At 74.4% G+C, this 26,221-nt stretch carries 24 protein-coding genes and 4 tRNA genes; 11 read left to right on the top strand and 17 right to left on the bottom strand.

The annotated features are described in order from the left end of the window. Window positions 1–125: 125 nt before the first annotated feature. From ettA to OMK64_RS11445, 4 genes are all read right to left on the bottom strand, one after another. Window positions 126–1,808 (bottom strand): energy-dependent translational throttle protein EttA, encoded by a 1,683-nt coding sequence (gene ettA / locus OMK64_RS11460; RefSeq protein WP_272728512.1) that lies wholly within the window; start codon window positions 1,806–1,808, stop codon window positions 126–128. 116 nt (window positions 1,809–1,924) lie between these two features. After that, complete coding sequence (locus OMK64_RS11455) at window positions 1,925–2,479, bottom strand: single-stranded DNA-binding protein (protein WP_272728511.1); 555 nt, start codon at window positions 2,477–2,479, stop codon at window positions 1,925–1,927. Between the two features lie 220 nt (window positions 2,480–2,699). Next, the gene (locus OMK64_RS11450) at window positions 2,700–4,220 is read right to left on the bottom strand and encodes a GTPase (RefSeq protein WP_272728510.1); all 1,521 of its coding nucleotides are present in this window, start codon (window positions 4,218–4,220) and stop codon (window positions 2,700–2,702) included. Next, the gene (locus OMK64_RS11445; protein WP_272728509.1) at window positions 4,217–5,986 is read right to left on the bottom strand and encodes a dynamin family protein; all 1,770 of its coding nucleotides are present in this window, start codon (window positions 5,984–5,986) and stop codon (window positions 4,217–4,219) included. Before OMK64_RS11445 ends, OMK64_RS11450 begins: the two co-directional genes overlap by 4 nt. A 164-nt stretch (window positions 5,987–6,150) precedes the next feature. On the opposite strand from OMK64_RS11445, the gene OMK64_RS11440 reads away from it, so the two are divergent. Beyond that, window positions 6,151–6,226: transfer RNA gene (locus tag OMK64_RS11440), tRNA-Arg, on the top strand. 34 nt (window positions 6,227–6,260) lie between these two features. Here OMK64_RS11440 and OMK64_RS11435 read toward each other — a convergent pair. The 4 genes from OMK64_RS11435 to OMK64_RS11420 are packed head-to-tail and all read right to left on the bottom strand — an operon-like array spanning window position 6,261 to window position 10,111. Further along, a complete protein-coding gene (locus OMK64_RS11435; RefSeq protein ID WP_272728508.1) occupies window positions 6,261–6,662 on the bottom strand; it encodes an ATP-binding protein in 402 nt (133 codons plus the stop codon). Further along, window positions 6,652–6,984, bottom strand: a complete 333-nt coding sequence (locus OMK64_RS11430) for an STAS domain-containing protein (protein WP_272728507.1) — start codon at window positions 6,982–6,984, stop codon at window positions 6,652–6,654. The genes OMK64_RS11435 and OMK64_RS11430 overlap by 11 nt, the downstream gene beginning before the upstream one ends. Then, complete coding sequence (locus tag OMK64_RS11425) at window positions 6,984–8,921, bottom strand: glycosyltransferase family 2 protein (RefSeq protein ID WP_272728506.1); 1,938 nt, start codon at window positions 8,919–8,921, stop codon at window positions 6,984–6,986. Before OMK64_RS11425 ends, OMK64_RS11430 begins: the two co-directional genes overlap by 1 nt. Beyond that, window positions 8,921–10,111: a PP2C family protein-serine/threonine phosphatase gene (locus OMK64_RS11420; protein ID WP_272728505.1), complete on the bottom strand. Its 1,191-nt coding sequence runs from the start codon at window positions 10,109–10,111 to the stop codon at window positions 8,921–8,923. The genes OMK64_RS11425 and OMK64_RS11420 overlap by 1 nt, the downstream gene beginning before the upstream one ends. 281 nt (window positions 10,112–10,392) lie before the next feature. Here OMK64_RS11420 and OMK64_RS11415 point away from each other — a divergent pair, with 281 nt between their 5' ends. The 3 genes from OMK64_RS11415 to orn all read left to right on the top strand — a co-directional run bounded on the left by OMK64_RS11415 (window position 10,393) and on the right by orn (window position 11,786). Further along, on the top strand, window positions 10,393–10,602 hold the full coding sequence (locus tag OMK64_RS11415; RefSeq protein ID WP_272728504.1) for a hypothetical protein: 210 nt from the start codon (window positions 10,393–10,395) through the stop codon (window positions 10,600–10,602). 235 nt (window positions 10,603–10,837) lie between these two features. After that, window positions 10,838–11,044 carry a hypothetical protein gene (locus OMK64_RS11410; RefSeq protein ID WP_272728503.1) on the top strand — a complete coding sequence of 69 codons (207 nt, stop codon included), beginning with the start codon at window positions 10,838–10,840 and terminating at the stop codon, window positions 11,042–11,044. Window positions 11,045–11,105: 61 nt separating this feature from the next. Then, window positions 11,106–11,786: an oligoribonuclease gene (gene orn / locus OMK64_RS11405; RefSeq protein WP_272728502.1), complete on the top strand. Its 681-nt coding sequence runs from the start codon at window positions 11,106–11,108 to the stop codon at window positions 11,784–11,786. Window positions 11,787–11,845: 59 nt separating this feature from the next. Here the strand turns inward: orn and OMK64_RS11400 are convergent. The 3 genes from OMK64_RS11400 to OMK64_RS11390 form a co-directional block, all read right to left on the bottom strand. Then, window positions 11,846–11,921: transfer RNA gene (locus tag OMK64_RS11400), tRNA-His, on the bottom strand. A gap of 104 nt (window positions 11,922–12,025) precedes the next feature. Further along, on the bottom strand, window positions 12,026–12,955 hold the full coding sequence (locus tag OMK64_RS11395) for an ATP-grasp domain-containing protein (protein ID WP_272728501.1): 930 nt from the start codon (window positions 12,953–12,955) through the stop codon (window positions 12,026–12,028). Continuing rightward, window positions 12,952–14,088 carry an ABC transporter ATP-binding protein gene (locus tag OMK64_RS11390; RefSeq protein WP_374694087.1) on the bottom strand — a complete coding sequence of 379 codons (1,137 nt, stop codon included), beginning with the start codon at window positions 14,086–14,088 and terminating at the stop codon, window positions 12,952–12,954. The genes OMK64_RS11395 and OMK64_RS11390 overlap by 4 nt, the downstream gene beginning before the upstream one ends. Window positions 14,089–14,209: 121 nt before the next feature. Here OMK64_RS11390 and OMK64_RS11385 point away from each other — a divergent pair, with 121 nt between their 5' ends. The 3 genes from OMK64_RS11385 (at window position 14,210) to OMK64_RS11375 (ending at window position 16,757) form a co-directional block, all read left to right on the top strand. Continuing rightward, on the top strand, window positions 14,210–14,884 hold the full coding sequence (locus tag OMK64_RS11385) for an ABC transporter permease (protein ID WP_272728500.1): 675 nt from the start codon (window positions 14,210–14,212) through the stop codon (window positions 14,882–14,884). A gap of 12 nt (window positions 14,885–14,896) precedes the next feature. Beyond that, window positions 14,897–15,682, top strand: coding sequence for an ABC transporter permease (locus tag OMK64_RS11380; protein ID WP_272728499.1), 786 nt, complete (start codon window positions 14,897–14,899; stop codon window positions 15,680–15,682). Window positions 15,683–15,752: 70 nt separating this feature from the next. After that, window positions 15,753–16,757, top strand: coding sequence for a glycine betaine ABC transporter substrate-binding protein (locus tag OMK64_RS11375; RefSeq protein ID WP_272728498.1), 1,005 nt, complete (start codon window positions 15,753–15,755; stop codon window positions 16,755–16,757). Between the two features lie 72 nt (window positions 16,758–16,829). Here the strand turns inward: OMK64_RS11375 and OMK64_RS11370 are convergent, their stop codons facing one another. Next, the gene (locus OMK64_RS11370; protein ID WP_272728497.1) at window positions 16,830–18,308 is read right to left on the bottom strand and encodes a dihydrolipoyl dehydrogenase family protein; all 1,479 of its coding nucleotides are present in this window, start codon (window positions 18,306–18,308) and stop codon (window positions 16,830–16,832) included. Window positions 18,309–18,470: 162 nt separating this feature from the next. On the opposite strand from OMK64_RS11370, the gene gad reads away from it, so the two are divergent. Both gad and OMK64_RS20900 read left to right on the top strand, forming a co-directional pair. Continuing rightward, a complete protein-coding gene (gene gad, locus OMK64_RS11365; RefSeq protein ID WP_272728496.1) occupies window positions 18,471–19,892 on the top strand; it encodes a glutamate decarboxylase in 1,422 nt (473 codons plus the stop codon). Further along, a complete protein-coding gene (locus tag OMK64_RS20900; protein ID WP_272728495.1) occupies window positions 19,889–20,836 on the top strand; it encodes a YrhK family protein in 948 nt (315 codons plus the stop codon). The genes gad and OMK64_RS20900 overlap by 4 nt, the downstream gene beginning before the upstream one ends. 13 nt (window positions 20,837–20,849) lie before the next feature. On the opposite strand, the gene OMK64_RS11355 is transcribed toward OMK64_RS20900, so the two are convergent. From OMK64_RS11355 to OMK64_RS11345, 3 genes are all read right to left on the bottom strand, one after another. Further along, a tRNA-Lys gene (locus tag OMK64_RS11355) sits at window positions 20,850–20,925 on the bottom strand. A 76-nt stretch (window positions 20,926–21,001) separates the two neighbouring features. After that, a complete protein-coding gene (locus OMK64_RS11350) occupies window positions 21,002–21,217 on the bottom strand; it encodes a hypothetical protein (RefSeq protein WP_272728494.1) in 216 nt (71 codons plus the stop codon). A gap of 98 nt (window positions 21,218–21,315) precedes the next feature. Beyond that, the gene (locus OMK64_RS11345) at window positions 21,316–21,612 is read right to left on the bottom strand and encodes a GroES family chaperonin (protein WP_168677177.1); all 297 of its coding nucleotides are present in this window, start codon (window positions 21,610–21,612) and stop codon (window positions 21,316–21,318) included. A 130-nt stretch (window positions 21,613–21,742) separates the two neighbouring features. Here OMK64_RS11345 and bcp point away from each other — a divergent pair, with 130 nt between their 5' ends. Next, the gene (bcp, locus tag OMK64_RS11340; RefSeq protein ID WP_272728493.1) at window positions 21,743–22,210 is read left to right on the top strand and encodes a thioredoxin-dependent thiol peroxidase; all 468 of its coding nucleotides are present in this window, start codon (window positions 21,743–21,745) and stop codon (window positions 22,208–22,210) included. Between the two features lie 81 nt (window positions 22,211–22,291). Then, window positions 22,292–22,377, top strand: a tRNA-Leu gene (locus OMK64_RS11335). A gap of 57 nt (window positions 22,378–22,434) precedes the next feature. On the opposite strand, the gene OMK64_RS11330 is transcribed toward OMK64_RS11335, so the two are convergent. Continuing rightward, a complete protein-coding gene (locus OMK64_RS11330; RefSeq protein ID WP_272728492.1) occupies window positions 22,435–25,425 on the bottom strand; it encodes a glycosyl hydrolase in 2,991 nt (996 codons plus the stop codon). Window positions 25,426–25,713: 288 nt separating this feature from the next. Beyond that, entirely contained in the window at window positions 25,714–26,094 is a 381-nt protein-coding gene (trxA, locus tag OMK64_RS11325) for a thioredoxin (protein ID WP_272728491.1), read from the bottom strand. Window positions 26,095–26,221 lie beyond the last annotated feature (127 nt).

The following is a 26,221-nucleotide window of genomic DNA, read 5'->3' as shown; positions in this document are numbered from 1 at the left end:
CCCAGCCTGCCTCGTCACGTCGTGCACCGCGCGCCGACCGAGTCGTGCACCGCGCGCCGACCACGCCTGGACGGGAACGGCGACGGGCCGTGCGGATCACTCCGCACGGCCCGTCGTCGCAGGGGTCAGTCGCGACGCAGCTTGCGGTACGTCACGCGGTGCGGGCGCGCCGCGTCGGCACCCAGGCGCGCGACCTTGTTCTCCTCGTAGGACGCGAAGTTGCCCTCGAACCAGTACCAGTTCGCCGGGTCCTCCTCGGTGCCCTCGTAGGCGAGGATGTGCGTCGCGACGCGGTCGAGGAACCACCGGTCGTGGGACACGACGACCGCGCAGCCGGGGAACTCGAGCAGCGCGTTCTCGAGCGAGCCGAGCGTCTCGACGTCGAGGTCGTTGGTGGGCTCGTCGAGCAGCAGCAGGTTGCCGCCCTGCTTGAGGGTGAGCGCGAGGTTGAGGCGGTTGCGCTCACCACCCGACAGCACGCCCGCGGGCTTCTGCTGGTCCGGGCCCTTGAACCCGAACGACGCGACGTACGCGCGCGACGGGATCTCGACGTTGCCGACCTTGAGGAAGTCGAGCCCGTCGGACACGACCTCCCACAGGGTCTTCTTCGGGTCGATGCCGCCGCGCGACTGGTCGACGTAGGAGATCGACACGGTCTCGCCGATCTTCAGGTCGCCGCCGTCGAGCGGCTCGAGGCCGACGATCGTCTTGAACAGCGTCGTCTTGCCGACGCCGTTCGGGCCGATCACGCCGACGATGCCGTTGCGCGGCAGCGTGAAGGACAGCCCGTCGATGAGCGCGCGGCCGTCGAAGCCCTTCTCGAGGTTCGACGCCTCGAGCACGACGTTGCCCAGGCGCGGGCCCGGCGGGATCTGGATCTCCTCGAAGTCCAGCTTCCGCGTGCGCTCCGCCTCGGCCGCCATCTCCTCGTAGCGGGCCAGACGCGCCTTCGACTTCGTCTGGCGGCCCTTGGCGTTCTGACGCACCCAGTCGAGCTCGTCCTTGAGGCGCTTCGCGAGCTTGGCGTCCTTCTTGCCCTGGACCTGCAGGCGCTCCTGCTTCTTCTCCAGGTACGTCGAGTAGTTGCCCTCGTAGGGGTAGAGGCGACCGCGGTCGACCTCGCAGATCCACTCGGCGATGTTGTCGAGGAAGTACCGGTCGTGCGTGACCGCGAGGATCGCGCCCGGGTACGACTTGAGGTGCTGCTCGAGCCACTGCACGGACTCGGCGTCCAGGTGGTTGGTGGGCTCGTCGAGGAGCAGCAGGTCGGGCTTCTCGAGGAGCAGCTTGCAGAGCGCGACCCGGCGGCGCTCACCACCGGAGAGCACCTTGACGTCGGCGTCCGGCGGCGGGCAGCGCAGCGCGTCCATCGCCTGCTCGAGCTGCGCGTCGAGGTCCCACGCGTCCGCGGCGTCGATGGCCTCCTGCAGCTGGCCCATCTCCGCGAGGAGCGCGTCGAAGTCCGCGTCCGGGTCGGCCATGAGGGCCGAGATCTCGTTGTAGCGGTCGAGCTTGCCCTTGATCTCGGCGACGCCCTCCTCGACGTTGCCGAGCACGGTCTTGTCGTCGTTGAGCGGCGGCTCCTGCTGGAGGATCCCGACCGTGTAGCCCGGGCTCAGGCGCGCCTCGCCGTTCGACGGCTGGTCGAGCCCGGCCATGATCTTGAGGATCGTCGACTTGCCGGCGCCGTTGGGGCCGACGACGCCGATCTTCGCGCCGGGCAGGAAGTTCAGGGAGACGTCGTCGAGGATGACCTTGTCGCCGTGCGCCTTGCGCGCCTTGTACATGGTGTAGATGAACTCAGCCACTGGCCTGTCGTCCGCCTCGGTGTCGTGGATGGTGGACGACGTCGGCGGGCCGCCCTGGGTGTCGGCCACCCGGCGGCCCGGCCGCGTCGTCGGTTGCGGTCCCCCAGCCTAGGCGATCAGGCCACGACGACCGGAGCGAGCGGCCCGTCGACGCGCCCGGAGACCACGCCGGGCCCGTCGTCGTCGACGTGCTCACCGGGGACGAGGTCGTCGCCGACCTCCGCGTAGCCGGTGACGTCGACGGGCGTGCGCTCGCCGTCCCGGCCGGCGCCGGCCGGCTCGGCCTCGCCCGCGTCGGTCCCGGCGGTCACCGTGCGCGCGAACCGCGACGTGCCGAACGTGAGGTCGTGGCCGACGGCGCTCGCCTCGACGACGAGCGACGTGCGCGGGCCGTCGTCGGCCTGCCACTCCTCGGTGGACAGGCGCCCGTGCACCACGACGGGGTCGCCCTTGCGCAGCGACTCGGCGACGTTGAGCGCGCCGGACCGCCAGATCTTCACGGTGAACCACTCGGTCCGGCCGTCGCGCCAGGCGCCCTCGCGCCGGTCGAACCACCGCCGCGTGCTGGCCATGCGGAACGACGTGAACGGCACCGTGCCGGGGCCGGTGAAGTGGCGGACGTCGCTGCCGACCCAGCCCACCAGGGTCAGGTCGAGGGAGTGCGTGCTCATGCTGGTCTCCTGTGGCGCGGCCCCGCCGGTGCGGGGCGTGTGGCGCCAGCGTCGGCCCCGCGCGCGGCCCGCCGACGGGGCGCGGCGCGGACCGGTGGGCCGGTGCGGCGGGCGGCGGGCTGTGGACGGCTCACCGCACCGTCGCCCGGCGACAGCGCCGCACCACGCATCGGTCCGGAGCCGCGTCAGGCCGGATGCGCGACGTAAGCCGCGGCTCGGGTCACCCGCGCGCCGCGTCCACGAGCTCGCGCACCGCCCGGTGCTCGTCGAGCACCGCGAGCGTCGGGTCCGCGAGCCGACCGCGCGCGACCCGCTCGAGCGCCGCCCGCCCGTCGCGCAGCACCCGCGACGCCCGTCGACGCGCCGCCGCACGCCTCGTCGAGAACGACGCGACCACAGCGAGCACGGCCGCCACGAGCAGCGCGAGCGCGAGCGCCGGTGCCCACGGGTTCGCGCGCACGCTCGCGAACCCCGACCCGAGCGCGACCGACCCGATCGTCACGGCGCCGGCCGCGAGCAGCACGCCGAGGCCCAGCAGCCACGCGGCCGCGACCGACCGCCGCGCGACGACCGTCACCTGCGCGAGCGCGTCCGTCACGGCCAGCCGGAGCTCGGGTGTCGTCGCGACCCGGTGCGCGACGTCCTGCTTCCACGAGCGCGGCAGCCCGGCGGTCGCCGCCGCGAGCCAGTCCGAGCGCGCGAGCGCGACCGAGTCCTCCTGCACGGGCCCGAAGGTCGGGGACGCGGACGCACCGCCCCGGACGACCGCGGCCACGGCGCCCGCGACGGCCGGGAGGCCCGCCGCGTCGGCCAGCGTGTCGACCACCCCGCCGAGCGCGAGCGCCGCGGGCGGCGGCTCACGGTCCGCGACCTGCCCGCCCAGCGCGGTCGCCGCGTCGCTCACCTCGGCACCGGCCCGGCGCGCGGCCGCCGAGCGTCCCTCGACGGTGCGCGCGAGCCGTTCGCGCAGCGCGGCCACGCCCTCGTTCGTCCGCGCGGACGCGGCGAGCACGGGCACGCCGGTCAGCCCGTCCTCCTCGAGCAGCCGCGCGACGTCCGCGACGAGCTCGGGGCGGACCTCGGGCGGCACGGTGTCGACCTGGTTGAGCACGACGAGCATCGACGCCTCGTGCCCGACGAGCCGGCGCAGGTAGCCGGAGTGCAGCGCGTCGTCCGCGTACTTCTGCGGGTCGACGACCCACACGAGCAGGTCGGCCTGCGGCAGCAGCCGGTCGACGACCTCGCGGTGCTCGGGCGCGATCGAGTCGTGGTCGGGCAGGTCGAGCAGCACGAGGCCGCGCAGCGGCGCCTCGCTCTCACCGTCGAGCAGGCTCTCGCGCACCGTCCGTCGGTCGGGCCGGACGCCGAGCCAGTCGAGGAGCGCCCCGCCGTCCGTCGCCCAGACGCACGCGGTCACGTCGGAGGTCGTCGGGCGCTTGACGCCCACGTCGGCGAGCGGGAGCCCGCACACCGCGTTGAACATGCTGGACTTGCCCGACCCGGTGCCGCCGACGAGCGCGACGACGGCGTGGTCGACGCCGAGCTCGAGCCGCTCGCGCACGCGATCGATGGTCTGCCCGACGCGCGCCACGACGGGCGGCTCGAGCCGCGCCCCGCCGACGACGAGCGCCTGGTCGAGCGCACCGACGCGCTCCTCCAGACGGACGGTCTCGTCGCCGTGCAGCGCCGCGTCCAGCACGTGCCGGTGCACGGCGTGGCTCCGGGTCCCCTCGGTCGTCACGTCAGTCCCTTCAGCACGGCGAGCCGCAGGCGCAGCAGCGACGCCGCGTCCTCGGCGAGGTCGGGGTCGGCGAGCACCTTGCCGACCGACGCGCGTTCGAGCGCGACCTGCGCCTCGACCCGCGACTCCACGTCGTCGCGCAGGTCGGCGACGGCCTTGCGCCCCGCGGCACCCAGGAGGTCGACGAGCAGCTCGGTCGCCTCGTCGACGCCCGCGGCGCCCGCGAGCGCGAGCGCGGCGAGCCCTTCGGTGCCGAGCGCCTTCTCGGCCTTCTGGCGGCGGCGCCCCTCGCGCGCGACGTCCCGCGGCTTGCGGGGGCGCCCGTCCTCGTCGCTGGTCGGCGGCGGCACCGCGAGCGCGGCGCGCAGCGCCCGGGGACCCTGCGCGGTCCACGCGCGGGCGGTGAGCTCGGCGCTGCGCAGGCGCACGGGCCGGTCGGCCTGCACGTCCCACGCGGCGTCGACCGACGGACCGCCCGCGGGGGCGTCGGGACCGGTCAGGGTCTCGTGCAGCACCTCCTGTGCGTGCGCACCCGCCGCGCCCAGCACGGCGGCGGCCGAGCGCATGAGGTCCTCCACGAGCGGCCCGACCGCGGCGGCACGTGCGCGGCCCTCGCGCGACGACCCGGTGACGCGGCCCGACGCACGCAGCACGGACGCGAGCGGCGCCCCGTCGGCGGTCAGCTCTGCCCAGCGGGCGCGCACCGCACCGTCCGCGACGGCACCCTGCCGCAGCGCGGCCACCGCCTGCCGCGTGGGGGCGTCGAGCGCGTCGTCGAGCGTGCGGGCGATGCGCGCGGCGGCGTCGGACTGCGCCTGCACGGCCTCGGCGAGCTCGTCGACCCAGGGCCGCAGCGCGGACAGCGACCCGCGCAGCGTGCGACCGACGACGGTCCGCGCCCGGTCGGGCCCGGCGAGCATCATGAGCCAGCGCTTCACGGGCGCGACCACCGCCGACGAGAGCATCCCCTCGTGCGGTCCGAGGTCCGGCACGACGAACAGCGGCGAACCCTCGAGACCGTGCGTGCGGAGCCGGTCGAGGAGGTCGCCGCGCACGGTCGGCAGCGAGGCGGGCGGGACGCGGTTGAGGACCATCGCGATGGACGTGCCGCGCTCGACGGCCGCCTCGAGGACGCGCCACGGCAGCGCGTCGCCGTACCGGGCGGCGGTGGTGACGAACAGCCACAGGTCCGCGGCCTCGAGCAGCCGGTGCGCCTGCTCGCGGTTCGAGTCGAGCACCGAGTCGAGGTCGGGCGCGTCGAGCAGCGCGATGCCGCGGGGCACCGCCTCGTCGGCGACGACCTCGACGAGCTCGAGCACCGGGTGGTGGGACAGCAGCTCGTCGTCGAGCGGGTGGTGCACGAGCACGGGCCGGCGCGTCGTGGGGCGCAGCACGCCCGCCTCGCTGACCTCGCGCCCGACGAGCGAGTTGACGAGCGTGGACTTCCCGGCGCCCGTGGACCCCGACACGACGACCACGGCCGGGGCGGACAGCTCGGTGAGGCGCGGCACGAGGTGCTCGGTGAGCTGGTCGACGAGCCGGGCGCGCGACGCCCGCGCCGACGCGGTGCCGTCGAGGTCCAGCGGGAAGCCGGTGCGCTCGACGTCGCGACGCAGGTCCTTGACCGCGTCCAGCAGCGAGGTGGCCGCCAGGGGACGCGCGAGGACCTCGCGCGGGTCGCTCGCGGCGTGCCGCGCACGGCTGGGCGGCGCCGCGTGCGACCCGTGCGCCGGCGGCGCGGGGACGGTGCCGGGCTGCGCGCTCACGCGCTCATTGTCGTGGCGCGATCTGACCTGGACAAACGCGCCACGCTGTGAGGCGTGCCCCGATCCTGACCGGATGCGGGTTGTGCAGCTCTCCGTGCGGTGCCGTCGGGGACCCCGCCGGGACGCTCGGGGGGCGCGGCGAACACTAGGCTGGGGCGTCGCTGGCCCCCGTAGCTCAACGGATAGAGCAACGGCCTTCTAATCCGTCGGTTGCAGGTTCGAGTCCTGCCGGGGGCGCCACACGGTCGAGACCTCCGCAGTCGCGTGTCCACGCTCAGCCGCGCGGGCGGGACAGCGTCCAGAGCGTCGCACCGTCCCGCTCGGAGCACGTGAGCTCGACGAGCATGCGGGTCAGGGCGAGCCCGCGGCCCGACTCGGCGTCGGCGCCGGGCATCGCGGCATCGAGGTCGACCTGCGGCGGCCGCCCGGGCTGCGTGATCTCGGCGACCAGGCTGCCCTCGTCGGCACGCAGCAGCAGGTGCCCGCCCCCGTCGTCGTTCCCGTGCCGCAGGACGTTCCCGGCGACCTCGACCACAGCGGTCTCGAGCGCGATCCGGTCGGTCTCGCCGACGTCGACCGCGCGCCAGAGCTTCTCGAGCGCGTCGTGGACGCGCTCGAGGACGACGGAGCCGTCCGGTCCGCCGAGGTCCGCCTCGACGCGGGCGTCAGGAGGCACGCAGCGCGTCCTCGACCGTGTCGTAGGGCTTCAGCACGCGGTCCATGGTCGTGAGCTGGAGGACCGTGCGGATCTGCGCGCCGGGCCGGGCGATGCGCAGGTCGCCGCCGACCTCGCGCGTCGCCCGCAGCCCGCCGACGAGCGCGCCGAGCCCGGACGAGTCCATGAACGTGGTGTCGGCCAGGTCGAGCACGACGACGCGGTGCCCGGCGGCCACCGTCTCGTCGACGCGGGCGCGCAGCTCGGACGCGGTCACCATGGTCAGGCGCCCGGCCGGGCGCAGCACGGCGGCGTCGGGTCGCAGGTCGGTCTCGATCTCCATCAGTCCATCCTCTCCGCGCCCTGGTATCCGCGGTACCGGAGCGCCTGCACGATCACGCTGAGCACGACGAGGTCGTAGACCACCCACACCAGGTTGACGGACGTGCCGACCCACGGCGCGTACCCGAGCCCCCAGCGCACGATCCCGACGACCGCCGCGACGACGAGCACCGCCATGGCGGTGAGCTGCGGCACGACGAGCCGCCACGACCCGCCGCCGTCCTGCCGCACCTTCGGGGTGACGGCGAACCCGAGCGGCCGTCCGAACCAGACGTTGGCCGCGGCTGTCCACGTCGCCTTGATCCAGACCGGGAAGAGCGCGAGCGAGTACTGCTGCCCGCGCCACGTCCGGATCCCGCGGGCGGCGACGAGGAACAGCACCTGGCTCGCGATCTGGAACGGCAGGAACCGCGCGAAGAAGTCCCACGTCCACGCGGTCACGGGCAGGACGCCGAAGCACAGGAAGATCACCGGTGCGGCGAGGTACACGATCGCGGCGAAGCCCGACAGGTAGCTCCACATGGTCGCGAAGTACATGAGCCGCTGCCAGAGCCGCAGGCCGCGCACCGTGAGCGGGTTCTCCTGCAGGAAGACCTGCATCGTGCCCTGCGCCCACCGCAGGCGCTGCGTGATCATCGTGCCGAGGTCCTCGGGAGCGAGCCCGTGCGCGAGGACCTCGTGGTGGTACACGGTCCGCCAGCCGAGCGCGTGCAGGCGCATCGCGGTCGCCATGTCCTCGGTCACGGACAGGGTCGCGACGGGCATGACGGGCTGCGCCTCGTCGCCACGGTCCACGTCGACCGCCTTGACGAGCGCCTGCACGGAGGCGAGCGCCCCGAGCGGCGACAGCTCGCGGTCGGCGAGCCGGGCGAGGGCCGCGTCGTCGACGACCGTCGCACCGAGCTCGGTGTCCGTGTCGACGGGCCACGCGCCGATCGCGTCGAGGTCGGCGCGGATCGCCGCGAGGTCGGTGTCGACGAGCCCGCCCGAGACCTCGTCGACGCGCCGCTGGAACGCGTAGGTCACCTCGCCGAGCGGCCGGCCCGCGTCGAGCTCGGCGAGCGAGGTGCGCGCGGCGACCGAGACCTGGTCGACCGCGGCGGCGACGCGCGGGTCGTCGGCACGGCGGCGGGCCCGCGCCAGGACGGCGCGCGACGTGCGCAGCGCGTCCCGGACGGCTGCCTCGGTGGCCCGCACGTACCCGACGAGGCCGAGCTGCATGAGCGCGTCGCGCCGCAGGATCGCGTTCGAGCCGCAGAAGAACGCCGCGTTCCAGCCGTCCTTGCCCTGCTGGATCGGGCCGTAGAACAGCGGTGCCTGGCTGCCGAGCGGGTCGGCGTCGGGCACGTTCGTGAACCACTGCGGGGTCTGGACGAGCGCGACCTGCGGGTCGTCGAAGTGGCCGAGCGTCCGGTCGAGCAGCGCCGGGTCGGGGATCTGGTCGGCGTCGAGCACGACCAGGAACTCGCCGTCCGTCTGGAACAGCGCGTTGTTGAGGTTGCCGGCCTTGGCGTGCCGCGGCCGGTCCTGCCAGTCGTCGCTGCGCACCAGGTAGCCGACGCCGGCGTCCTGCGCGGCGGCCGCGAGGGCCGGCCGGGCGCCGTCGTCGAGGATCCACGTGCGGTGCGGGTACCGGATGTCGCGCGCGGCGACGGCGGTCCTCATGACGAGGTCGAGCGGCTCGTTGTAGGTCGTGATGAACACGTCGACGGTGAGGCCCGGCGCCGGTGCGTCGGGCTGAGGGCGGGCCCTCGCCCGCCACATCGTCACGCCGAACAGCGCGACGTCGACGAAGCTGTACGTCTCGGCGATCACGAGCGGCACGGCGATCCACCACGCGGACCAGTTGACCGACTCGAGCCAGCGCCAGACGACGTAGTTCGCGCCGAGCAAGATGGTCAGCGCGACGACGACGCGCAGCAGCAGGAGCCGCCCCATCACGGCTCCCGGTGCACGGCGACGACCGTGAGGTCGTCGGGCCGGTCGGACGTCCCGCGCGCGAGCCCGAGCACGCGGTCGACGGCGTCGCGTGCGCTCGACGCCCCGCCGAGCCGCCGCGCGACCTCGTCGACGGACGCGAGCGTGCCGTCGAGCACGTCGAGCACGCCGTCGCTGAACGTGACGAGCAGGTCGCCCGGAGCCAGCAGGACGTGCGCGGCGTCGCGCACCGGCGGCGGGGCGTCCGGGTCGAGCGCGGCCGCGAAGCCGAGCGGCGCACCGCCGGGCTCGAGGCGCGTCGTCGTGCCGTCGGCGTGGACCACGACCGCGAGCCCGTGACCCGCGTCCACGTAGTCCACGCGACCGGTGCCGGGGTCGAGGTGCGCGTGGAACGCGGTGGCGAACATCGACGTGCCCGAGAGGTCGAGCGCGAGGCTCTCCTCGGCGGTCGCCACGGCGTCCGAGACGCTCCCCCGTCGGGACGCCGCGCGCAGCACCGCGCGGACGGTGGCCGCGATGATCGCCGCTCCCCCGCCCTTGCCCATGACGTCGGCGAGCGTGAACGCGAGCCGACCGTCGGTGAGCGCCCAGTCGAAGAAGTCGCCGCCGACCCCGCGCGCCGGCAGGCACGCGCCCGCGATGCCGTAGCCCGGGACGTCGGGAACGGTGCGCGGCAGCAGCCCGGCCTGGACCTGGGCCGCGCGCTGCAGCTCGTCGTCGACGACGAGCTCCTGCTCGACCCACGACGCGAGGTCGCGCAGCAGCACGGCGTCCTGCGGGCCGAACTCGCGCGGCTGCACGTCCATGAGGCAGAACGTGCCGACCCGGTGACCGCCGGGCGCGACGAGCGGGTGGCCCGCGTAGAAGCGCAGGTGCGGGTCGTCGACGACCCACGGGTTCTCGACGAACCGCGGGTCCGCGGTCGCGTCCTCGACGACGAACGTGTCGGGCTGCTCGATGGTGAACCGGCAGAACGACGTGTCCCGCTCGGCCTCGTCCTGCTCGAGCCCGACCTTCGCCTTGTAGAACAGGCGGTCGCGGTCGACGAGCGACACGAAGACCGTCGGCACGCCGAAGAGCTGCTGCGCGAGCCGCACGACCCGGTCGAACCGCTCCTCCGGCGCCGTGTCGAGCATGTCGAGCTGGGCGAGCGCGGCGAGCCGCGCGTCCTCTGTGGTCTCCACCCCCATGCGACCGACGGTAGCCACGGGCGACGAACAGCGGCATCTGGACGCCCGCCCGTTGTCCGGTTCCTCCCGGAGTGCGGCGCCCGGTGCGGCAGAGATCACCCGCGGACACCCGCCGGGACGCGGCGCGAACCCGTCGGAAAAGCGTGTGACACGCGTATCTGGCGAGTGGTTCGGTGTCCTTGATCCACCGACGACCGGGCCGACAAGGCCCGGCTTCGTCATGCCCACATCACCCCACACCCACCGGCGACGGTCCCGTCGTCGTGCCCGAGGAGCCCACCGTGCATCCCACCATGACCCACGAGCTCGCCCGCCAGGAGAACGCCCGCCGCCTCGAGGAGGCGACGATCGCCCGCGCCCGTGCGCGTGTGACCGCCGCGAGACACGCGTCCGACGCCACGAGGCGTCCGCCGCATACCGAGCGCGCCGCGCTTCCCCTGGTCCTTGCCGGTCTGATCGCCGGCAGCTACTCCGGCGCCGTCGCCCGCTGACGCCGCCGCACCGAGGCCGGTGCCCCACCCGGGGCGCCGGCCTCGGTCGTGTGCGGCCGCGCCCTCAGCCGCGGGATGCGCGTCACCCGGCGGGAGGACCGCGTCCTCCCGCACCCCGCCGCCGTGCCACGATGTCCGCCATGCCGCTCGACCCCCGCCGCCGCACGAGGAAGGCGCGCTGATGGGGCGGCACGCCACCGCCGGCGGCCCGGTCCCCCGCAGCCGCGGAGAGCGCGTGCGGGCGTCCGCCGTCCGGTGGCTCGAGCGCCTGGTCCTCGCGGTCGGTGCCGGTGCCGCGACGCTCGCGGTCCTGCGCTGGACCGGCGTCGGGTGGACGACGACATGGTGGTGCGTCGGCGGCGTGGCGGTGCTCGTGCTCGTGGCCGGTGCGCTGGCCTCGACCGTCCCGTCACCGCACCCGGGCGACGACGCCCGGCGCTGACGGGACCGCCCGCTTCGCGCGGGTTCGCCGGTCGGCGCCCCTCCCCCCGTAGGCTGGCCCGGTGACCAGCACGCCGACCCCCGCGACGTCCCCCGCCACGACCTCCAACGGCCACGAGAGCGCCGAGCGCATCGTGTGGATCGACTGCGAGATGACGGGCCTCGACCTCGGCGCCGACGCGCTCGTCGAGGTCGCCGCCGTCGTGACGGACTCCGAGCTGCGGGTCCTCGGCGGCGGCGTGGACGTCGTCGTCCGACCGCCCGACGCGGCGCTCGAGCAGATGAACGACTTCGTGCGCGCGATGCACACGACGTCGGGCCTCCTCGACGAGCTCGCGGCGGGCACGACGCTCGAGGACGCGCAGGCGCAGGTGCTCGACTACGTGCGCACGTGGGTGCCCGAGCCGTCGAAGGCGCCGCTCGCGGGCAACTCGGTCGGCACGGACAAGACGTTCCTCGACCGGGACATGCCCGAGCTCGTCGCGCACCTGCACTACCGCGTCATCGACGTGTCGTCGATCAAGGAGCTCGCGCGCCGCTGGTACCCGCGCGTGTACTTCGCGTCGCCGCGCAAGAACGGCGGCCACCGGGCGCTCGCCGACATCCTCGAGTCGATCGACGAGCTGCGGTACTACCGCGCGGCCCTCCTGCCCGCGCAGCCCGGACCCGACTCCGCGACCGCCCGGCAGATCGCCGCGCAGGTCGTCGCCACGTCGGTCAAGGGCTCGACCCCCGCGAGCTGACCGGCCCGGCCGGGGGACGACGAAGGGCGCCGACGGGGAACCGTCGACGCCCTTCGTGCTGGGGTGGCTAACGGGACTTGAACCCGCGACCCCCTGGACCACAACCAGGTGCTCTACCACCTGAGCTATAGCCACCACGATCCGCCCGCAGGTGGTGGTACCCACGGACCGGTCCCGGACGCGAACGTCGGGGCCGACGAGAAGTGTACCGGGTGCCGGAGGGTGGTCCGGAACCCGATTCAGAGACGGCGGACCAGCGCGTCGGCGAACACGTCGACGGACCCGGGCGCGTAGCCGAAGAAGAACGACGGCTCGGTGAGCTCGACCTCGAGGACCACGGGGCGGCCCTCGTCGTCGGGGATGAGGTCCACGCGCGCGTACAGCAGCGGGTTCCCGTGCTCGGGGAAGATCTCGGCCAGGGCCGCGACCACGCCGTCCGCGAGCTCGCGCTCGGCGTCGCTCGCCTCGCGCGCCGACATGACCTCGCGGCGGTACAGCACGCCCTCGGTCTCGCCCTCGCGGTACGGGCCCTCGAGCAGCGCGCCCTTGCGGACCGCGTGGCTGAACTGCCCGTCGACGTACACGAGCGCCGTCTCGCCCACGGTGTCCACCTGCTTGAGGTAGCGCTGGATCATCACGTGCCGACCGACGCCGAGCAGGTTCTTCGCGTGCCGGATGGCCAGGGCCCGGGAGGGGGTCTCGTCGGCCTGGTAGCGGCCCGTGTCGCGCGAGCCGGCGCTCACCGTGGGCTTCACGACGAAGTCGCCGAAGGCCGGGAACCGGGTGTGGATCGCGCGCGCGTCGAAGTTGCGCTCGGGGTCGAGCCAGATGGTGGGGACGATCGGCAGGCCGCGCTGCTCGAGGTCGCGCAGGTACGTCTTGTCGATGTTCCACACGACGACGTCGGCGGGGTTGAGCAGCACGCTCGACCGCCCGACGCGGCGCGTCCACTCCGTGAACAGGCGCGGGCGTTCGGTGTAGTCCCACGTCGAGCGGATCAGCACGTGGGGGTACGTCGACCAGTCGACGGTCGGGTCGTCCCAGACGACGACGTCGGTCGCGACGCCGCGGGCGAGCAGCGCCTCCCGCAGCGGCTGGTCGTCGGGGTCCAGGTCCGGGAGCGCGGAGCAGGTCGCGATGGCGAGCCGGGCGGTCGTGGGCGTGGTCACGCTGGCAGCGTACCGACGGGGTCGCCGCCCGTCGCCGCGTCGGCCGACCGGTCCGGCAGGCGGTCACCCGCGGTCCCACCGGAGGCGCCGTCGGCGGGGGCCTCGTCCGTGAGCCGACGCAGCGCGCGCAGCACCGTGGCGGCCGACGCCGACCCGACGACCCGGCCCTGCTCGCGCACGTCCACACGGCCGTCGGAGGCGGCGTCCGGCCCGTCGAGGATGGCCGCGAGGACGTCGTCGAGCTCGTCGCCGACGGCGACCGCCGGCGCGTCGCCCGGCACCGCCCCTGCGGGCCGCGCGTCGGTCGGGCCGGCGTCCGCGGGACCGCGCGGCGGGTCCAGGTCCTCCCGCGCGAGCCGGCCCAGCGCCAGCAGGCGGGCGAGCCGGCCGCGCCCCACGAGGTCCGCGACGGCGTCCGTGGCCGGGCGCGCGACCACGTCGAGCGGTGTCGCGAGCTGCTCGACGTGCGCGCCGGCGGACAGGACGGCGACGCGGTCGCCCATGCGGACGGCCTCGTCGATGTCGTGCGTGACGAGCATCACCGTCGTGCCGACCTCGCGCTGGATGCGCGCGAACTCGGTCTGGAGCCTCCGCCGGCCGACCGGGTCGACCGCCCCGAAGGGCTCGTCCATGAGCAGCACGGGCGGGTCGGTCGCGAGCGCGCGCGCCACGCCGACCCGCTGCCGCTCGCCGCCCGAGAGCTCGTGCGGGTAGCGGCGCGCGTACTTCGCGGGGTCGAGGCCGACGAGCGCGAGCAGCTCGTCGACACGCGCGGAGGTGCGGCGGCGGTCCCAGCCGAGCAGGCGCGGGACGGTCGCGACGTTCTGCGCGACCGTGCGGTGCGGGAACAGGCCGACGTCCTGGATGACGTAGCCGATGCGGCGCCGGAGCGCGACGGGGTCGACGTGCGTGACGTCGTCGCCCTCCAGCACGATCCGGCCGGACGTCGGCTCGACCAACCGGTTGGCCATGCGCAGGGTCGTCGACTTGCCGCAGCCGCTCGGTCCGACGAGCACGAGCACCTCCCCCGGGCGGACCTCGAGCGAGAGGTCGTCGACGGCGGCACCGCCGCGGCCGTGGGCGGCGGGGTACTCCTTGCGCACGTGCTCGAACGCGATGGCAGGCTGGACCACCCCCCGGACGCTACTGCCCACCTCCGACGGCCGCCTCCCCCGGGCGTCGCAGCAGGTCGGCGGACGGGCCGCGGAGCGGACGCCGGGTGCGGCTGTCGGTGGTCGCGGTTACCGTCGGCGGATGCTGTCAGCAGCACAGCCCGACAACCCGTGGTTCTCCTGGGAGTACCTGCAGCGCAACGCCGAGGACGTCCTCGGGTTCCTCGCGCAGCACGCGTCGCTCACCGTCCAGGCCGTCGTCATCGCGACGCTCGTCGCGCTGCCCCTCGGCGCGTGGGCGCACGTCCGGCGGCGCTGGGCGGGTCCCGTGCTGGGCGTCGCGGGCGTCCTGTACACGATCCCGTCGCTCGCCCTGTTCGCCGTCCTCGCGCCGTACACGGGCATCGGCCGCACCACCGTCCTCATCGGGCTCGTCGTGTACGCGCTGCTGGTCCTCACGCGCAACGTGGTCGTCGGGCTCGAAGGGGTCGACCCCGCGGTGCGCGACGCCGCGCGCGGCATGGGGTACGGGCGCGCGCGGCTGCTGCTCACGGTCGAGCTGCCGAACGCCCTCCCGAGCATCGTCGCGGGACTGCGGCTGGCGACGGTGACCACCGTCGCGCTGGTGACCGTCGGGGTCGTCGTCGGGTACGGCGGCCTCGGGCAGCTGATGTTCCGGGGCTTCCGCTCCAACTACCACGCCGAGATCATGACGGCGACGGTGCTGTGCCTGCTGCTGGCCCTGGTGTGCGACCTCGTCCTGGCCGGGCTCGGGCGGCTCGTCACGCCGTGGGCGCGCACGGCGCGGCCGGTCTGAGGGGGGCGACGCGTGGAGATCCTGGCCGAGGCGTTCGCCTGGCTCAACGACCCGCTCAACTGGACGGGCCGCAACGGCGTGCTCGCGCTCACCTGGGCGCACGTCGTGGTGTCGGTGCAGGCCGTGCTGCTCGCCGCGGTCGTCGCGCTGCCGCTGGGGCTGTGGCTCGGGCACCGCGGTCGCGGCGCGACGGTCGGCGTCGTCGTCGCGAACACCACGCGCGCGCTGCCCACGCTCGCGCTGCTCACGCTCCTCGCCGCGAGCGGGCTGTTCGGCAACCCCGCGACGGTCCTCGCGTGCGCCGTGTTCGCCGTGCCGCCGCTCCTGTCCGGCGCGGTCACCGGTCTCGGCGAGGTCGACCCGGGCATCCGGGACGCCGCACGCGGCGTCGGCATGTCCGGGACGCGGCGGCTGTGGGCCGTCGAGCTCCCGCTCGCCGTGCCCCTGCTCGCCGCGGGCGTGCGCACCGGGGCCGTCCAGGTCCTCGCGACCGTGCCGCTCGCCGCGCTCGTCGGCGGTCGGAGCCTCGGCACGATCGTCGTCACCGGCTTCGGCACGCAGCGCTACGGGCAGGTGCTCGCGGGCGGCCTGCTCGTCGCCGCCCTGTGCCTGATCGCCGAAGGGCTGCTCGCGCTCGCCCAGCGCGCGGTCACGCCAGCCGGCCTGCGCTCCCGCGACCGGGCCGCGCGTCCGACGGGCGCGCGCCGCGGTCGTCGACGTGACGCGGCCCACGGTGCCGCTGCCCCGGTTGCCGCCACCACCCCCGACCTGTCCAATGAACCCGCCCCTTCGAGATGACCCGCTCCGCACCCTCGACCAGCGGGGCTACCCACCCGTGACCGTCGTCGGCAGACGTCAGGAGACCGCCATGCGCACGACCCGTCCCGCCCGTCTCGCGATCCTCGCCGCCGCCGTGCTCGTGCTCGGCGCGTGCGGCACTCCCGGCTCCGGGGGCGGCGAGGCCGACCCCACCTCGTCCGGCACCTCGGGCAAGCCCGTCTGCGACCCCGTCGCGGGTGAGCAGCTCGTCGTCCTCGAGGACGACGGGGGCCTGCAGAACGCCGACAACATCATCCCCGCGGTCAACGCGGGCGTGGCGCAGCAGAGCCCGGCGGTGATCGAGCTGCTCGACACCGTGTCGGCGGCGCTCGACACCGACAAGCTGATCGACCTCAACAAGGCCGTCGACATCGACCGCCGCACGTCGAGCGAGGTCGCGAAGGAGTTCGTCGCCGACGAGGGCCTCGCCGCGAGCGACGCGTCCGCGGGTGCCGGCCAGTCCCTCGTCGTCGGCGCCGCGAACTTCTCCGAGAGCGCGACGCTCGCCGAGATCTACGGCGAGGTGCTGCGCTCGGCCGGCTACCAGGTCGAGGTCCGCACCATCGGCAACCGCGACACCTACCTGCCGGCGCTCGTCGACGGCACGCTCTCGACCGTGCCCGAGTACGCGGCGACGCTCGCCGACTTCCTCAACGCGCGCGTGAACGGCGCCGACGCGCCGTCGGTGTCGAGCGACGACGTCGACGAGACCGTCGCGGCCCTGACGCCGCTCGCCGAGCAGTCGGGTCTCGCGGTCGGGCAGCCGTCGGCCGCGCAGGACCAGAACGCGTTCGCGGTCACCCAGGCCTTCGCCGACGAGCACGACGTGACCACGCTGACCGAGCTCGCCGAGGCGTGCGGTGGCCTCGTCCTCGCCGGGCCGCCCGAGTGCCCCGAGCGCCCGTTCTGCCAGCCCGGCCTCGAGGAGACGTACGGCCTGGAGATCGGCGAGTTCAAGTCGTACGACTTCGGCCTGATCGGCGCCGCGGTGCGCCAGGGTGACGCGGCCATCGGCCTCGTGCTGTCGAGCGACGGCTCGCTCGCGACCGACTGACCCGCGAGCGACTCGACACGACGGCCCCGCCGGCCGGCGGCTCACCCGCCGCCGACGGGGCCGTCCGTCGTCTCAGAGGCCCGCGGCCTCGAGGAGCCGCAGCCACACCTCGGAGACCGTCGGGTACGACGGCACGGCGTGCCACAGGCGGTCGAGCGGCACCTCGCCGACGACGGCGATCGTCGCGGCGTGCAGCATCTCCGCGGCGTCCGGCCCCACGAACGTCGCGCCCACGACCACGTTCCGTCCCTGGTCGACGACGAGCTGCGCGACGCCCGGATAGTCCTCGGAGGCCACGGACGCTCCGGCGACGTCGGCGAGGTCGTACCGCAGGACCCGCACGTCGATCCCGTCGCGGCGCGCCTGCGCCTCGGTGCGGCCGACCCACGCGACCTCGGGCCGGCTGAACACGACCTGCGGCACGGCGGCGACGTCGGCGGTCGCCCGGTAGCGGCTCCACGGCGCGGCGTCGCGCTCCGCGCCCGGTCCGCCGTCCGCGTCGGCGCCGTCCGGGTGGAAGCGCGCGGCGACCACGTCGCCCACCACGCGCGCGTCGTACTTGCCCTGGTGGGTGGTCGCGGTGCGGCCCGTGACGTCGCCCGCGGCGAACAGCCAGCCCTCGTCGACGCCGACGACCTGGAGCGCGTCGTCGACACGCAGCGGCTCCCCCGGTGTCAGGCCGACGGTCTCGAGGCCGAGCTGCCCCGTGCGGGGGCGGCGCCCGGTCGCGACGAGCACCTCGGACGCGTGCACGACGCTCGCGTCGGGGTGCGGGCCGCCCGAGGTCGCGCCGATCTCGAGGTGCACACCGCCGTCGTCGCGCCGGACGGCGGTCGTCTCGGCGTGCAGCAGGACGCGCACGCCGGCCGCGCGCAGGTCGTCGGCCACGGCCTCGCCCGCGAACGGCTCGGCGTTGCCGAGGAGACGGCCGCCCCGCACGACGATCGTCACCTCCGAGCCGAGGTCGGCGTAGGCGCGCGCCATCTCGACCCCGACGACGCCGCCGCCCAGGACCGCGAGCCGCGCCGGGACCTCGCGGACGGCGGTCGCCTCGCGGCTCGTCCAGAAGCCGGCCTCGGCCAGGCCGGGCACGTCGGGGACGACGGGCTCGGAGCCGGTCGCGAGCACGACCGCGTGCCGCGCGCGCACCTCCGTCTCGGTCTCGCCCGAGACGAGCAGGGTGCGCGGGCCGGTGAGCCGCGCGTGGCCGCGCAGCAGCGTGAGCCCGGCCGACTCGACCCACGACACCTGGCTGGCGTCGTCCCAGTGGTGCACGATCTCGTCACGCCGTGCGAGCACGGCGGCCGCGTCGACCGTGGAGTCGGCGACCGCGGCCTTCGCGCCCGGCACGCCACGCGCCGCTGCGAGCACCGCGCCCGCGCGCAGCAGCACCTTCGACGGCATGCACGCCCAGTAGGAGCACTCGCCCCCGACGAGCGCGTGCTCCACGAGCGCCACGCTCAACCCGGTGCGGCTCGCACGGTCGGCGACGTTCTCGCCGACGGCTCCGCCGCCCACCACCACGACGTCGAACTCCTGCTGACTCGGCATCGCCCCATCGTGGCGGGCCGCGGGCCCGTCCGCAGGTTGCGGCGCCGTCGGCGTGTCCGTCGTGGGTGCTTTCGTCCGGACCGCGCTGCTACGTTCGCACCGAGGGTCCGCCGGAGACGGCAACCGGCCGTGAGCTCCCGGCGTCGACGACGGAGGGGCGACGTGAGCGAGACATCCCAGGGCAGCGCTGCGCTCGGACCGATCCACGGGCGGCCGAGCTTCCGCGAGCAGTTCGACAGGTCGCGGTTCCCCGAGCACGGCCTCGGGTCCGACGAGGTCTACGAGCTCCTGCACACGGGGCTCATGCTCGACGGGCGCGAGACGCTCAACCTGGCGTCGTTCGTCACGACGTGGATGGAGCCCCAGGCCGAGCAGCTGATCCACGACTCGCTGCGCAAGAACCACATCGACCACGAGGAGTACCCGGCGGCGTCGCTCGTCGAGGAGGCCTGCGTGCACATGCTGGGCGACCTGTTCCACGCGCCGGACCCGGCGAAGGTCGTGGGGGTCGCGACGATCGGCTCGTCCGAGGCGATCATGCTCGGCCTGCTGGCGCACAAGCGCGCGTGGCGGCACCGTCAGCTCGCGGCGGGCCGGCCCGCGGACCGGCCGAACGTGGTGTTCGGTGCGGAGACGCACGTCGTGTGGGACAAGTTCGCGAACTACTTCGACGTCGAGATGCGCAAGATCCCCATGCGGCCCGACCGCTACGTGCTGAGCGCGGCCGACGTCGAGGCGCAGGTCGACGAGAACACCATCGCCGTCGGTGCCGTCCTGGGGACGACGCACATCGGCGAGGCCGACCCGATCGAGGAGATCAACGACCTGCTCGTGCGGATCAAGGCGGAGAAGGGCTGGGACATCCCGCTGCACGTCGACGGCGCGAGCGGTGCGTTCGTCGCGCCCTTCGCCGAGCCTGACCTGCGGTGGGACTTCCGCCTCGAGCAGGTCGCGTCGATCAACGCGTCCGGGCACAAGTACGGGCTCGTCTACCCGGGGGTCGGCTGGCTGATCTTCCGCGACGCGTCGCGGCTTCCCGAGGACCTCGTGTTCAGCGTCAACTACCTGGGCGGCGCGCAGCCGACGTACACGTTCAACTTCTCGCGCGGGTCCGCGATGATCCAGGCGCAGATGTACAACTTCCTGCGGCTCGGCCGGGACGGGTACACCGCGATCGTCGAGACGATGCTCGCCAACGCCCGCCACCTCAACGAGGCGCTCACGGCGTCGGGCCGGTTCGAGATCCTCAACCCCGGCCTGGCCGAACCCGTCGTGACCTTCCGCATCAAGGACGATCCCGGCTTCGACGTCTACCACATGTCGGCCCGGTTGCGGGAGAACGGCTGGATCGTGCCCGCCTACAGCCTCCCGGCCGACGCGCAGGACGTGCACCTGATGCGCGTCGTCGTCCGCCTCGACCTGAGCCGCACGATGATCGAGATGCTGCTGCGCGACCTCGACCACGCGTGGGAGTCGCTCGCCGCCGAGCAGCCGACCGTCCGCTCCGCCGCCAAGCCGGACGTGTGGACGGCGCCCGACAAGGCCGCCGCCCACGCGAAGGCGCGTACCGGTCTGCGGGCGTGACGCGCACCTCGGCGCTGCCCGACCTGCCGGACGGCTGGACCGCGGTCGACGCCCGCGGCCCGGGTCCGTTCGTCACGCACGCCGTCCTGCGGCGCCCGGACGGCGCCGAGGTGGAGTGGACGTCGCGGCGGCACCGCAAGGGCCTGGGCCTGCGCGCACCCGCAGCGGCGGCTCCCACGGCCGCAGGCGGCCACCGCGGCGCCGACGCGTGGAGCTGGTGGATCGGCGCGCTCTTCGCGATCGGCTCGGTGTGCTTCGCGCTGGGGTCGCTGCCGGCGTACGTCGACGCCGTGGCGCCGGCGGTCACGGCGTGGACGTTCGCGGTCGGGTCGGTGTTCTTCACGAGCGCCGCGTACCTGCAGTACGACGAGGCCGCGCGCGCACCGCGGGACGTCCTCGCGACCACGCCTCCGCGCGGCCGGCTCGCAGCCCTCGTGGGCTTCCGACCGGACCGCATCGACCTGTGGGCGTCCGCCGTGCAGCTGGTCGGCACGGTGCTGTTCAACGTCAGCACGTTCAGCGCGACCCGCGCGGGCCTCGCGGTCGCGGGCGAGAAGACGCTCGTGTGGGCGCCCGACGTGCTCGGCTCGGTGTGCTTCCTCGTGGCGAGCTGGTTCGCCTACGCGGAGGTGAACCGCGGCGCGCTCCCCCGCCCGGACCGGTCGGTCGGGTGGACGATCGCCGCCCTCAACCTGGCCGGCTCGATCGCGTTCGGCGTGGCCGCCGTCGCGGCCCGCTACCTGCACGGCACCGACGAGATGGCGAACGTGGCGCTCGTCAACGCGGGGACGTTCGTCGGGGCGGTCTGCTTCCTCGTCGGGGCCGTCCTGCTGCCCGTCGAGTCCGCGCGCGACCGGGCGCCCGCGGCAGCCGACGGCGACGTCGTCCCGCACCACGAGGTCCCCTCGCAGCACGACGAAGGCCCCTCACCGACCGTGCGGTGAAGGGCCTTCGTGCTGGTGCGCCATCAGGGACTCGAACCCCGAACCCGCTGATTAAGAGTCAGCTGCTCTGCCAATTGAGCTAATGGCGCGCGGTTGAGAACGTTAGCAGCCGTCCGGCCCGGGAAGCCAATCGGATCGGGCCGTCGTGACGACCGTCACGCGACGTCAGGAACGGCCGTCCCCGCTGGCCTGCGGGGTGCCGTTCTCCGGCTGCCACCACTCCTCCTCGGGCAGGCCCTCCTTCTCGAGGATCTCCTGCGAGGGCACGGCCTCGGCGGCCGTCAGGTCGGCGATCAGGGTGAGCGGCACGTGCGCCTCGAGCAGCTCACGGACACGCTCGGCGTCGGGCACGGCGAGGGTCTCGGGCTGGTCGTCGCTCATCGGGGGCTCCTGGTGGTCCTTGGTCAGGCGTCCGGCTGTCTCCATGGCACACCACGGGGACGCGTCGTGCAAGGTCGGTGTCCGGTTCCCCAGGATCGTCACAGATACAGCCCGGTGCCCTCACCGGAGCCGCGCTCGGTCGCGACCGCGTGCACGTCCTTCTCACGCAGCAGCAGGTACGTCGCGCCGGCCAGCTCGACCTCGGCACGGTCCTCGGGGTCGAACAGCACGCGGTCCCCCAGCTCGACCTGGCGCACGTGCTGGCCGACCGCCACGACCGACGCCCACGCGAGCCGCTTGCCGACGGCCGCGGTGGCCGGGATGACGATGCCCGCGGACGACCGGCGCTCGGCGGGGTCGCCGTCGACGGACACGAGGAGACGGTCGTTGAGCATGCGGATCGGCAGCCCGGGACGGGCGTCGGGAGCGGGAGCGGTCACCCGCACGACGCTACCGTGCGCGCGACGTAGGCTGACCGCGGCGTCGACCGGCCGACGCCTCCCCTGCGACCACCGGAGCGTCCTCGTGCCTCGTCTCGCCGTCGGCGACCTCGCCCCCGACTTCACGCTGCCCACCGCGGACGGCGGCAGCGTCACGCTGTCCGACCTGCGCGGCGAGCACGTCGTCGTGTACTTCTACCCGGCCGCGATGACGCCGGGTTGCACGACGCAGGCGTGCGACTTCCGCGACTCGCTAGCGTCGCTGCAGGGCGCGGGGTACAAGGTCATCGGCGTCTCGCCCGACCCGGTCGACAAGCTCGCGCAGTTCGCCGAGGCCGAGCACCTGACCTTCCCGCTCGCGTCGGACACCGAGCGCGGCGTGCTCGAGGCGTGGGGCGCGTGGGGCGAGAAGTCGCTCTACGGCAAGACCGTGACGGGCGTGATCCGCTCGACGGTCGTCGTCGACCCCGAGGGCAAGGTCGAGCTCGCGCAGTACAACGTGAAGGCGACCGGGCACGTCGCGAAGCTGCGCCGGGACCTCAAGATCGCCTGACCGCGGGCCGAGACCCCACCGACCGTGCGGCCGCCCCGGCGGACCCCGGTGACCACCGCGACGTGTGCCACACTCGGGCGCGCGGGAGTGGTGAAACGGTAGCCACGCCAGGTTTAGGTCCTGGTGCCCGAGAGGGCGTGCGGGTTCGAGTCCCGTCTCCCGCACCACGACGACGGCCCGGCACCGGGGAGCTCCCCCGTGCCGGGCCGTCGCGCGTCAGACCGTCAGCTCGCGGGGCGCAGCGGGAGACGGACCACCGAGTCGGCCAGGCGGACCGTCGACGGGCCGGAGCCGATCGCGTTCCACACCGCGACGCGCACCGTGCCGTTCGTCAGCCGCCCGAGCGTGCCCGTGACCCGCTCGGTGCCGACGACCTCGGTGTACCGCTCGACGCCCGGCACCGGGTCGGTCGCGAAGTACCGGTAGACCTCGACGCGGTCCCACGTGCCGTCGCCCGTGAGGTCGTACGACACCGACACGCGCGTGCCGTTGCCGACCACGCCGCCCGCGTCGAGCGCGAGGTCGAACCGGGTCCCTGCCGTGGTGGGCGCGCCGCTCACGCCCTCGACCGTCGCGACGACCGCGGCGGCCGGCTCGGTCGCCGTGTCGATGCCCGCGGCGCGCGGGAGCGTCACCGTCGCCGGTGACGTCACCGGGCTCGTGACGAGCCCGCCGTCCCCGTCGAGGTAGAGCGTCGAGGCGTCCGACGACGGCACCGTCGGTGTCGGGGTCGGCGTGGGCGTCGGCTTCGGCGTGGGCTTCGGCGTGGGCGTGGGCGTCGGCGTCGGTGTGGGGGTCGGCGTCGGCGTCGCGGTCGGCGTGGGGCTGGGAGTCGGGGTGGTCGTCGGACCGCCCGGTCCGTTGCCGCCGCTCCACGTGTGCGCACCGGACGTGACGGTCCGGCCGGCGGGCACGCGCAGCGTCGTGCCGTCGGAGAACCGCACGGTGAGCGCCGCCGCCGTCACGTTCGACGCGACGTACGTCCGCCCCTGCGACCCGCGGAACACCGCGGCCAGGGGGTGGTCGGCCCGGACGGTCGCGTCGAGCGTCCCGAGCGCCGCGAGGTTGGCGATCCAGTGGTACGTGTGCGCCCGCGACTCGCCCTCCTCGACGGTGTAGCCCGGGTTCGCCTCGAGCTCGCGCAGCGCCTGGGGACCGTCCCCGAGCGCGAGGTAGCTCCACAGGATGTCCTGCCAGACGGTCGGCGGGCCGCCGTTGGCGCGGACGAGCTCGGCGTAGTTGGCGCGCACGTCGTCGGGACGCAGCCCGAGGTAGAGGTGCCCGCCCGTGATCGGCAGGGTGTTGATGCCCTGGATCATCTCGGCCTCGCCGCTGAACCACGTCGCGTACGCCCCGCCGTCGCCCCAGATCATGCCGACGGTGCTGTGCCCGAAGCCGTCGGGGATGGCCTCGGCGCGGTCGAACCAGTACTCCTGGATCGCGGCGGCCTGCGTCGCGTAGAGGTAGGCGCCCGCGTCGCGGACGGACTGCCGCCCCGTCGCCTCTCCCCACTGGACGAGCGCAGCGGCGAAGTTCATGCCCTCGGAGCTCGACTCCTGGTTGTTGCCGGCGGCGAAGGCCCCGTGGCCGGACGCCCAGTCGTGCCCGGCGTACGGGTCGAAGTCGCGCAGGAACGGGAACCGCTTCTCGGACCGGTCGTAGCCGTTGGCGTCGCGCACGAGCACGTCGACCATGCCGCCGTAGTCGGCGGCCCACTGCGGGTCGAACCGCGCGAGCGTCGCCGCGGCGGCCACGTAGTAGCCGTAGTGGAAGTGGTGGTCGTTGAGCTCGGTGTCGGAGCCGTACGACGCGGGGTATCCGATGAGCGTGCCCCAGCGCGCGTCGTAGGCGAACACGCGCTCGGTCTTGCCGCCGGTCGCGGTGAACCAGTCGGTGAGCGTGGTGCGCATCGCGGTCAGCGTGCGGTCGCGCACGTCGGTGCGGCCGAGCTGGTCGGCGATCTCGGCGATGCGGGCGGCCCGCCCGAGCGCCTTGCCCGTCCAGTAGGTGTCGGCGCGCAGGACCCCGAGGTCGTCGGTCGCGGCCTCGTCGAGCAGGGCGTCGAGCCGGTCGCGCGCGGGGCCGGTCGACGTCGCGACGGCCGGCACCTCGGGGAGGATGCCCGTGAACGGCGTCGTCGTGGTGAACGACGTGGCGCCGGCGTAGGCCGTCATCGTGCCGCGCGGTGACACGTAGGTGCCGAGCTCGCTGGTCGTCCCCGGGCCCTCCGTGTCCGCCACGTACCGCTGCTGGTGCGGGTAGAGCGCGACGACCGTGCCGCGCGACTTCCCCTGCAGCGCGGTCGTCGTGAGCGCGTACGTCGTGCGGACGCGGGACGCGCCCTCGTCGTACGTCCACGACACGCGTGAGTCGGTGACCTCGTCGAACGCGTAGGGCGCGAGCGCCCGGGCCTCGGTGGTGCGCTGCGCGTCGGTCGATCCCGACGCGGTCGTGAGCGCCGCGACGGCGAGGAAGCCGCGACCCGCGAGCCCGCTCGTGAGCGTCGTGCCGGAGACCGTCCAGGACGCGCCGCTCGGCGCGTAGGCGACGTAGTCGCTGCCGCCCGCCGTGAAGCCCAGGGTCGAGCCGTCGCGCAGCCAGACGCGCAGGTCGTCCGCCGCGGTCAGCACGGCGTCACCGCCGGTGAGGTGGTACCAGCTGATCGGCAGGCCGTGCCCGATCGTGGCGCGCAGCCGCTTGCCGCCGCTCTCCCACGACGGCGTCACGGTCCAGTCGCTCCAGTCGGCGACCTCGACGACCGGTGCGCGCAGGCCGGCGACGCCGACGAGCACGTCCTGGCTGTACGGGTAGTGGAACTCGCCGACCCCGCCGGGGGTGCCGGACACCACGGTGTCACGTGTCACCGAGAGCCCGAGGCCGGACTCCGTCGGCTGGTACGACACCGGGTGGGCGTGCAGCGGCTCGGACGCCGTGCAGTTCCACCGCTTGAACAGCAGCGAGGACCACCAGTCGTTCGTCGGCAGCGGCCCGGCGGGCGCGTCGTCCGTGAGGTACGCGCGCGGGTCCGCCTCCAGGGCGTCGCAGCCCTCCGGCGTCGGCCCGGGCGGCGACGTGAGATAGCTCCCCCGCCCCACGGGCACCGTGTCCGCCGCGGTGGCGGCCGGTGCGACGACGACGGAACCGGCCAGCAGGCCGGCGGCGATGAGGACCAGTGCGGTCGTTCCCGGACGACGCCGGGATGGTGATGTGCTCATGTCAGCCCCTCTGGGCAGGGGTGAGCGGCACGACGTCGTGCGGCAGCCCCTGCGTGATCGGCCGGCCGCCTCGTTGCGGCCCACCGCACCGCTCCCCGCGCGGCCCCCTCTGGACGCGCTCGGTGTGAGAGCGGTGTCAGGAAACCGTAACCCGGGGGTCTGGCAGCGGCACGCCGGGTACGACGACGGCCCGGCCGCGGGGGCGGAACCCCTGCGGCCGGGCCGTCATGCACGTCCTGGCTCGTCAGCGCCGCGCCGACCCGTGCGGGTCGCGCGACGCCGCACGCGTCAGGCCTCGGCGGTCGCCGACTGCTCGGCGGCGGCGATCTTCTCGCGCACCTCGTCCATGTCGAGATCCTTCACCGCGGCCACGACCTTCTCCAGCATCGGGCCCGGCAGGGCGCCGGACTGCCGGTAGACCGGCACGCCCTCGCGGAAGGCCATGATCGTCGGGATCGCGGAGATCTGGAGCTGGGCCGCGATGAGCTGCTCGGCCTCGGTGTCGACCTTGCCGAACACCACGTCGGGGTGCTCCTCCGACGACTTCTCGAAGATGGGGCCGAACATCTTGCACGGTCCGCACCACTCGGCCCAGAAGTCGATGAGCACGATGTCGTTCTCGTTGATGACCTGGCCGATCGTCTCGGCCGTCAGCGTGGTCGTCGCCACGTGGCACCTCCTGGTTGTCAGGTCCGCCACGTAGAGCGCACGCGCCCCGGCCGATATTCCCGCGGCCGCTGTGAGCACCCGGGCACGCGCGCCTGGCCGCGACCGCCCGCGGCTCGCGGTAGAACTG

Source organism: Cellulomonas fimi, assembly GCF_028527925.1.
GTDB classification, from domain to species: domain Bacteria; phylum Actinomycetota; class Actinomycetes; order Actinomycetales; family Cellulomonadaceae; genus Cellulomonas; species Cellulomonas fimi_C.
Note: the sequence above shows the minus strand (reverse complement) of the source record. Positions and strands in the feature narration are given on the sequence as shown.

What these genes read in the sequence shown, in the direction of transcription:
- OMK64_RS11375 (WP_272728498.1), top strand. Translation starts at nt 15,753, where the DNA reads ATGCGCACGACCCGTCCCGCCCGTCTCGCGATCCTCGCCGCCGCCGTG.
- OMK64_RS11420 (WP_272728505.1), bottom strand. Translation starts at nt 10,111, where the DNA reads ATGGGGGTGGAGACCACAGAGGACGCGCGGCTCGCCGCGCTCGCCCAG.
- OMK64_RS11345 (WP_168677177.1), bottom strand. Translation starts at nt 21,612, where the DNA reads ATGCTCAACGACCGTCTCCTCGTGTCCGTCGACGGCGACCCCGCCGAG.
- OMK64_RS11430 (WP_272728507.1), bottom strand. Translation starts at nt 6,984, where the DNA reads ATGGAGATCGAGACCGACCTGCGACCCGACGCCGCCGTGCTGCGCCCG.
- OMK64_RS11350 (WP_272728494.1), bottom strand. Translation starts at nt 21,217, where the DNA reads ATGAGCGACGACCAGCCCGAGACCCTCGCCGTGCCCGACGCCGAGCGT.
- OMK64_RS11425 (WP_272728506.1), bottom strand. Translation starts at nt 8,921, where the DNA reads ATGGGGCGGCTCCTGCTGCTGCGCGTCGTCGTCGCGCTGACCATCTTG.
- OMK64_RS11330 (WP_272728492.1), bottom strand. Translation starts at nt 25,425, where the DNA reads ATGAGCACATCACCATCCCGGCGTCGTCCGGGAACGACCGCACTGGTC.
- OMK64_RS11370 (WP_272728497.1), bottom strand. Translation starts at nt 18,308, where the DNA reads ATGCCGAGTCAGCAGGAGTTCGACGTCGTGGTGGTGGGCGGCGGAGCC.
- OMK64_RS11385 (WP_272728500.1), top strand. Translation starts at nt 14,210, where the DNA reads ATGCTGTCAGCAGCACAGCCCGACAACCCGTGGTTCTCCTGGGAGTAC.
- OMK64_RS11455 (WP_272728511.1), bottom strand. Translation starts at nt 2,479, where the DNA reads ATGAGCACGCACTCCCTCGACCTGACCCTGGTGGGCTGGGTCGGCAGC.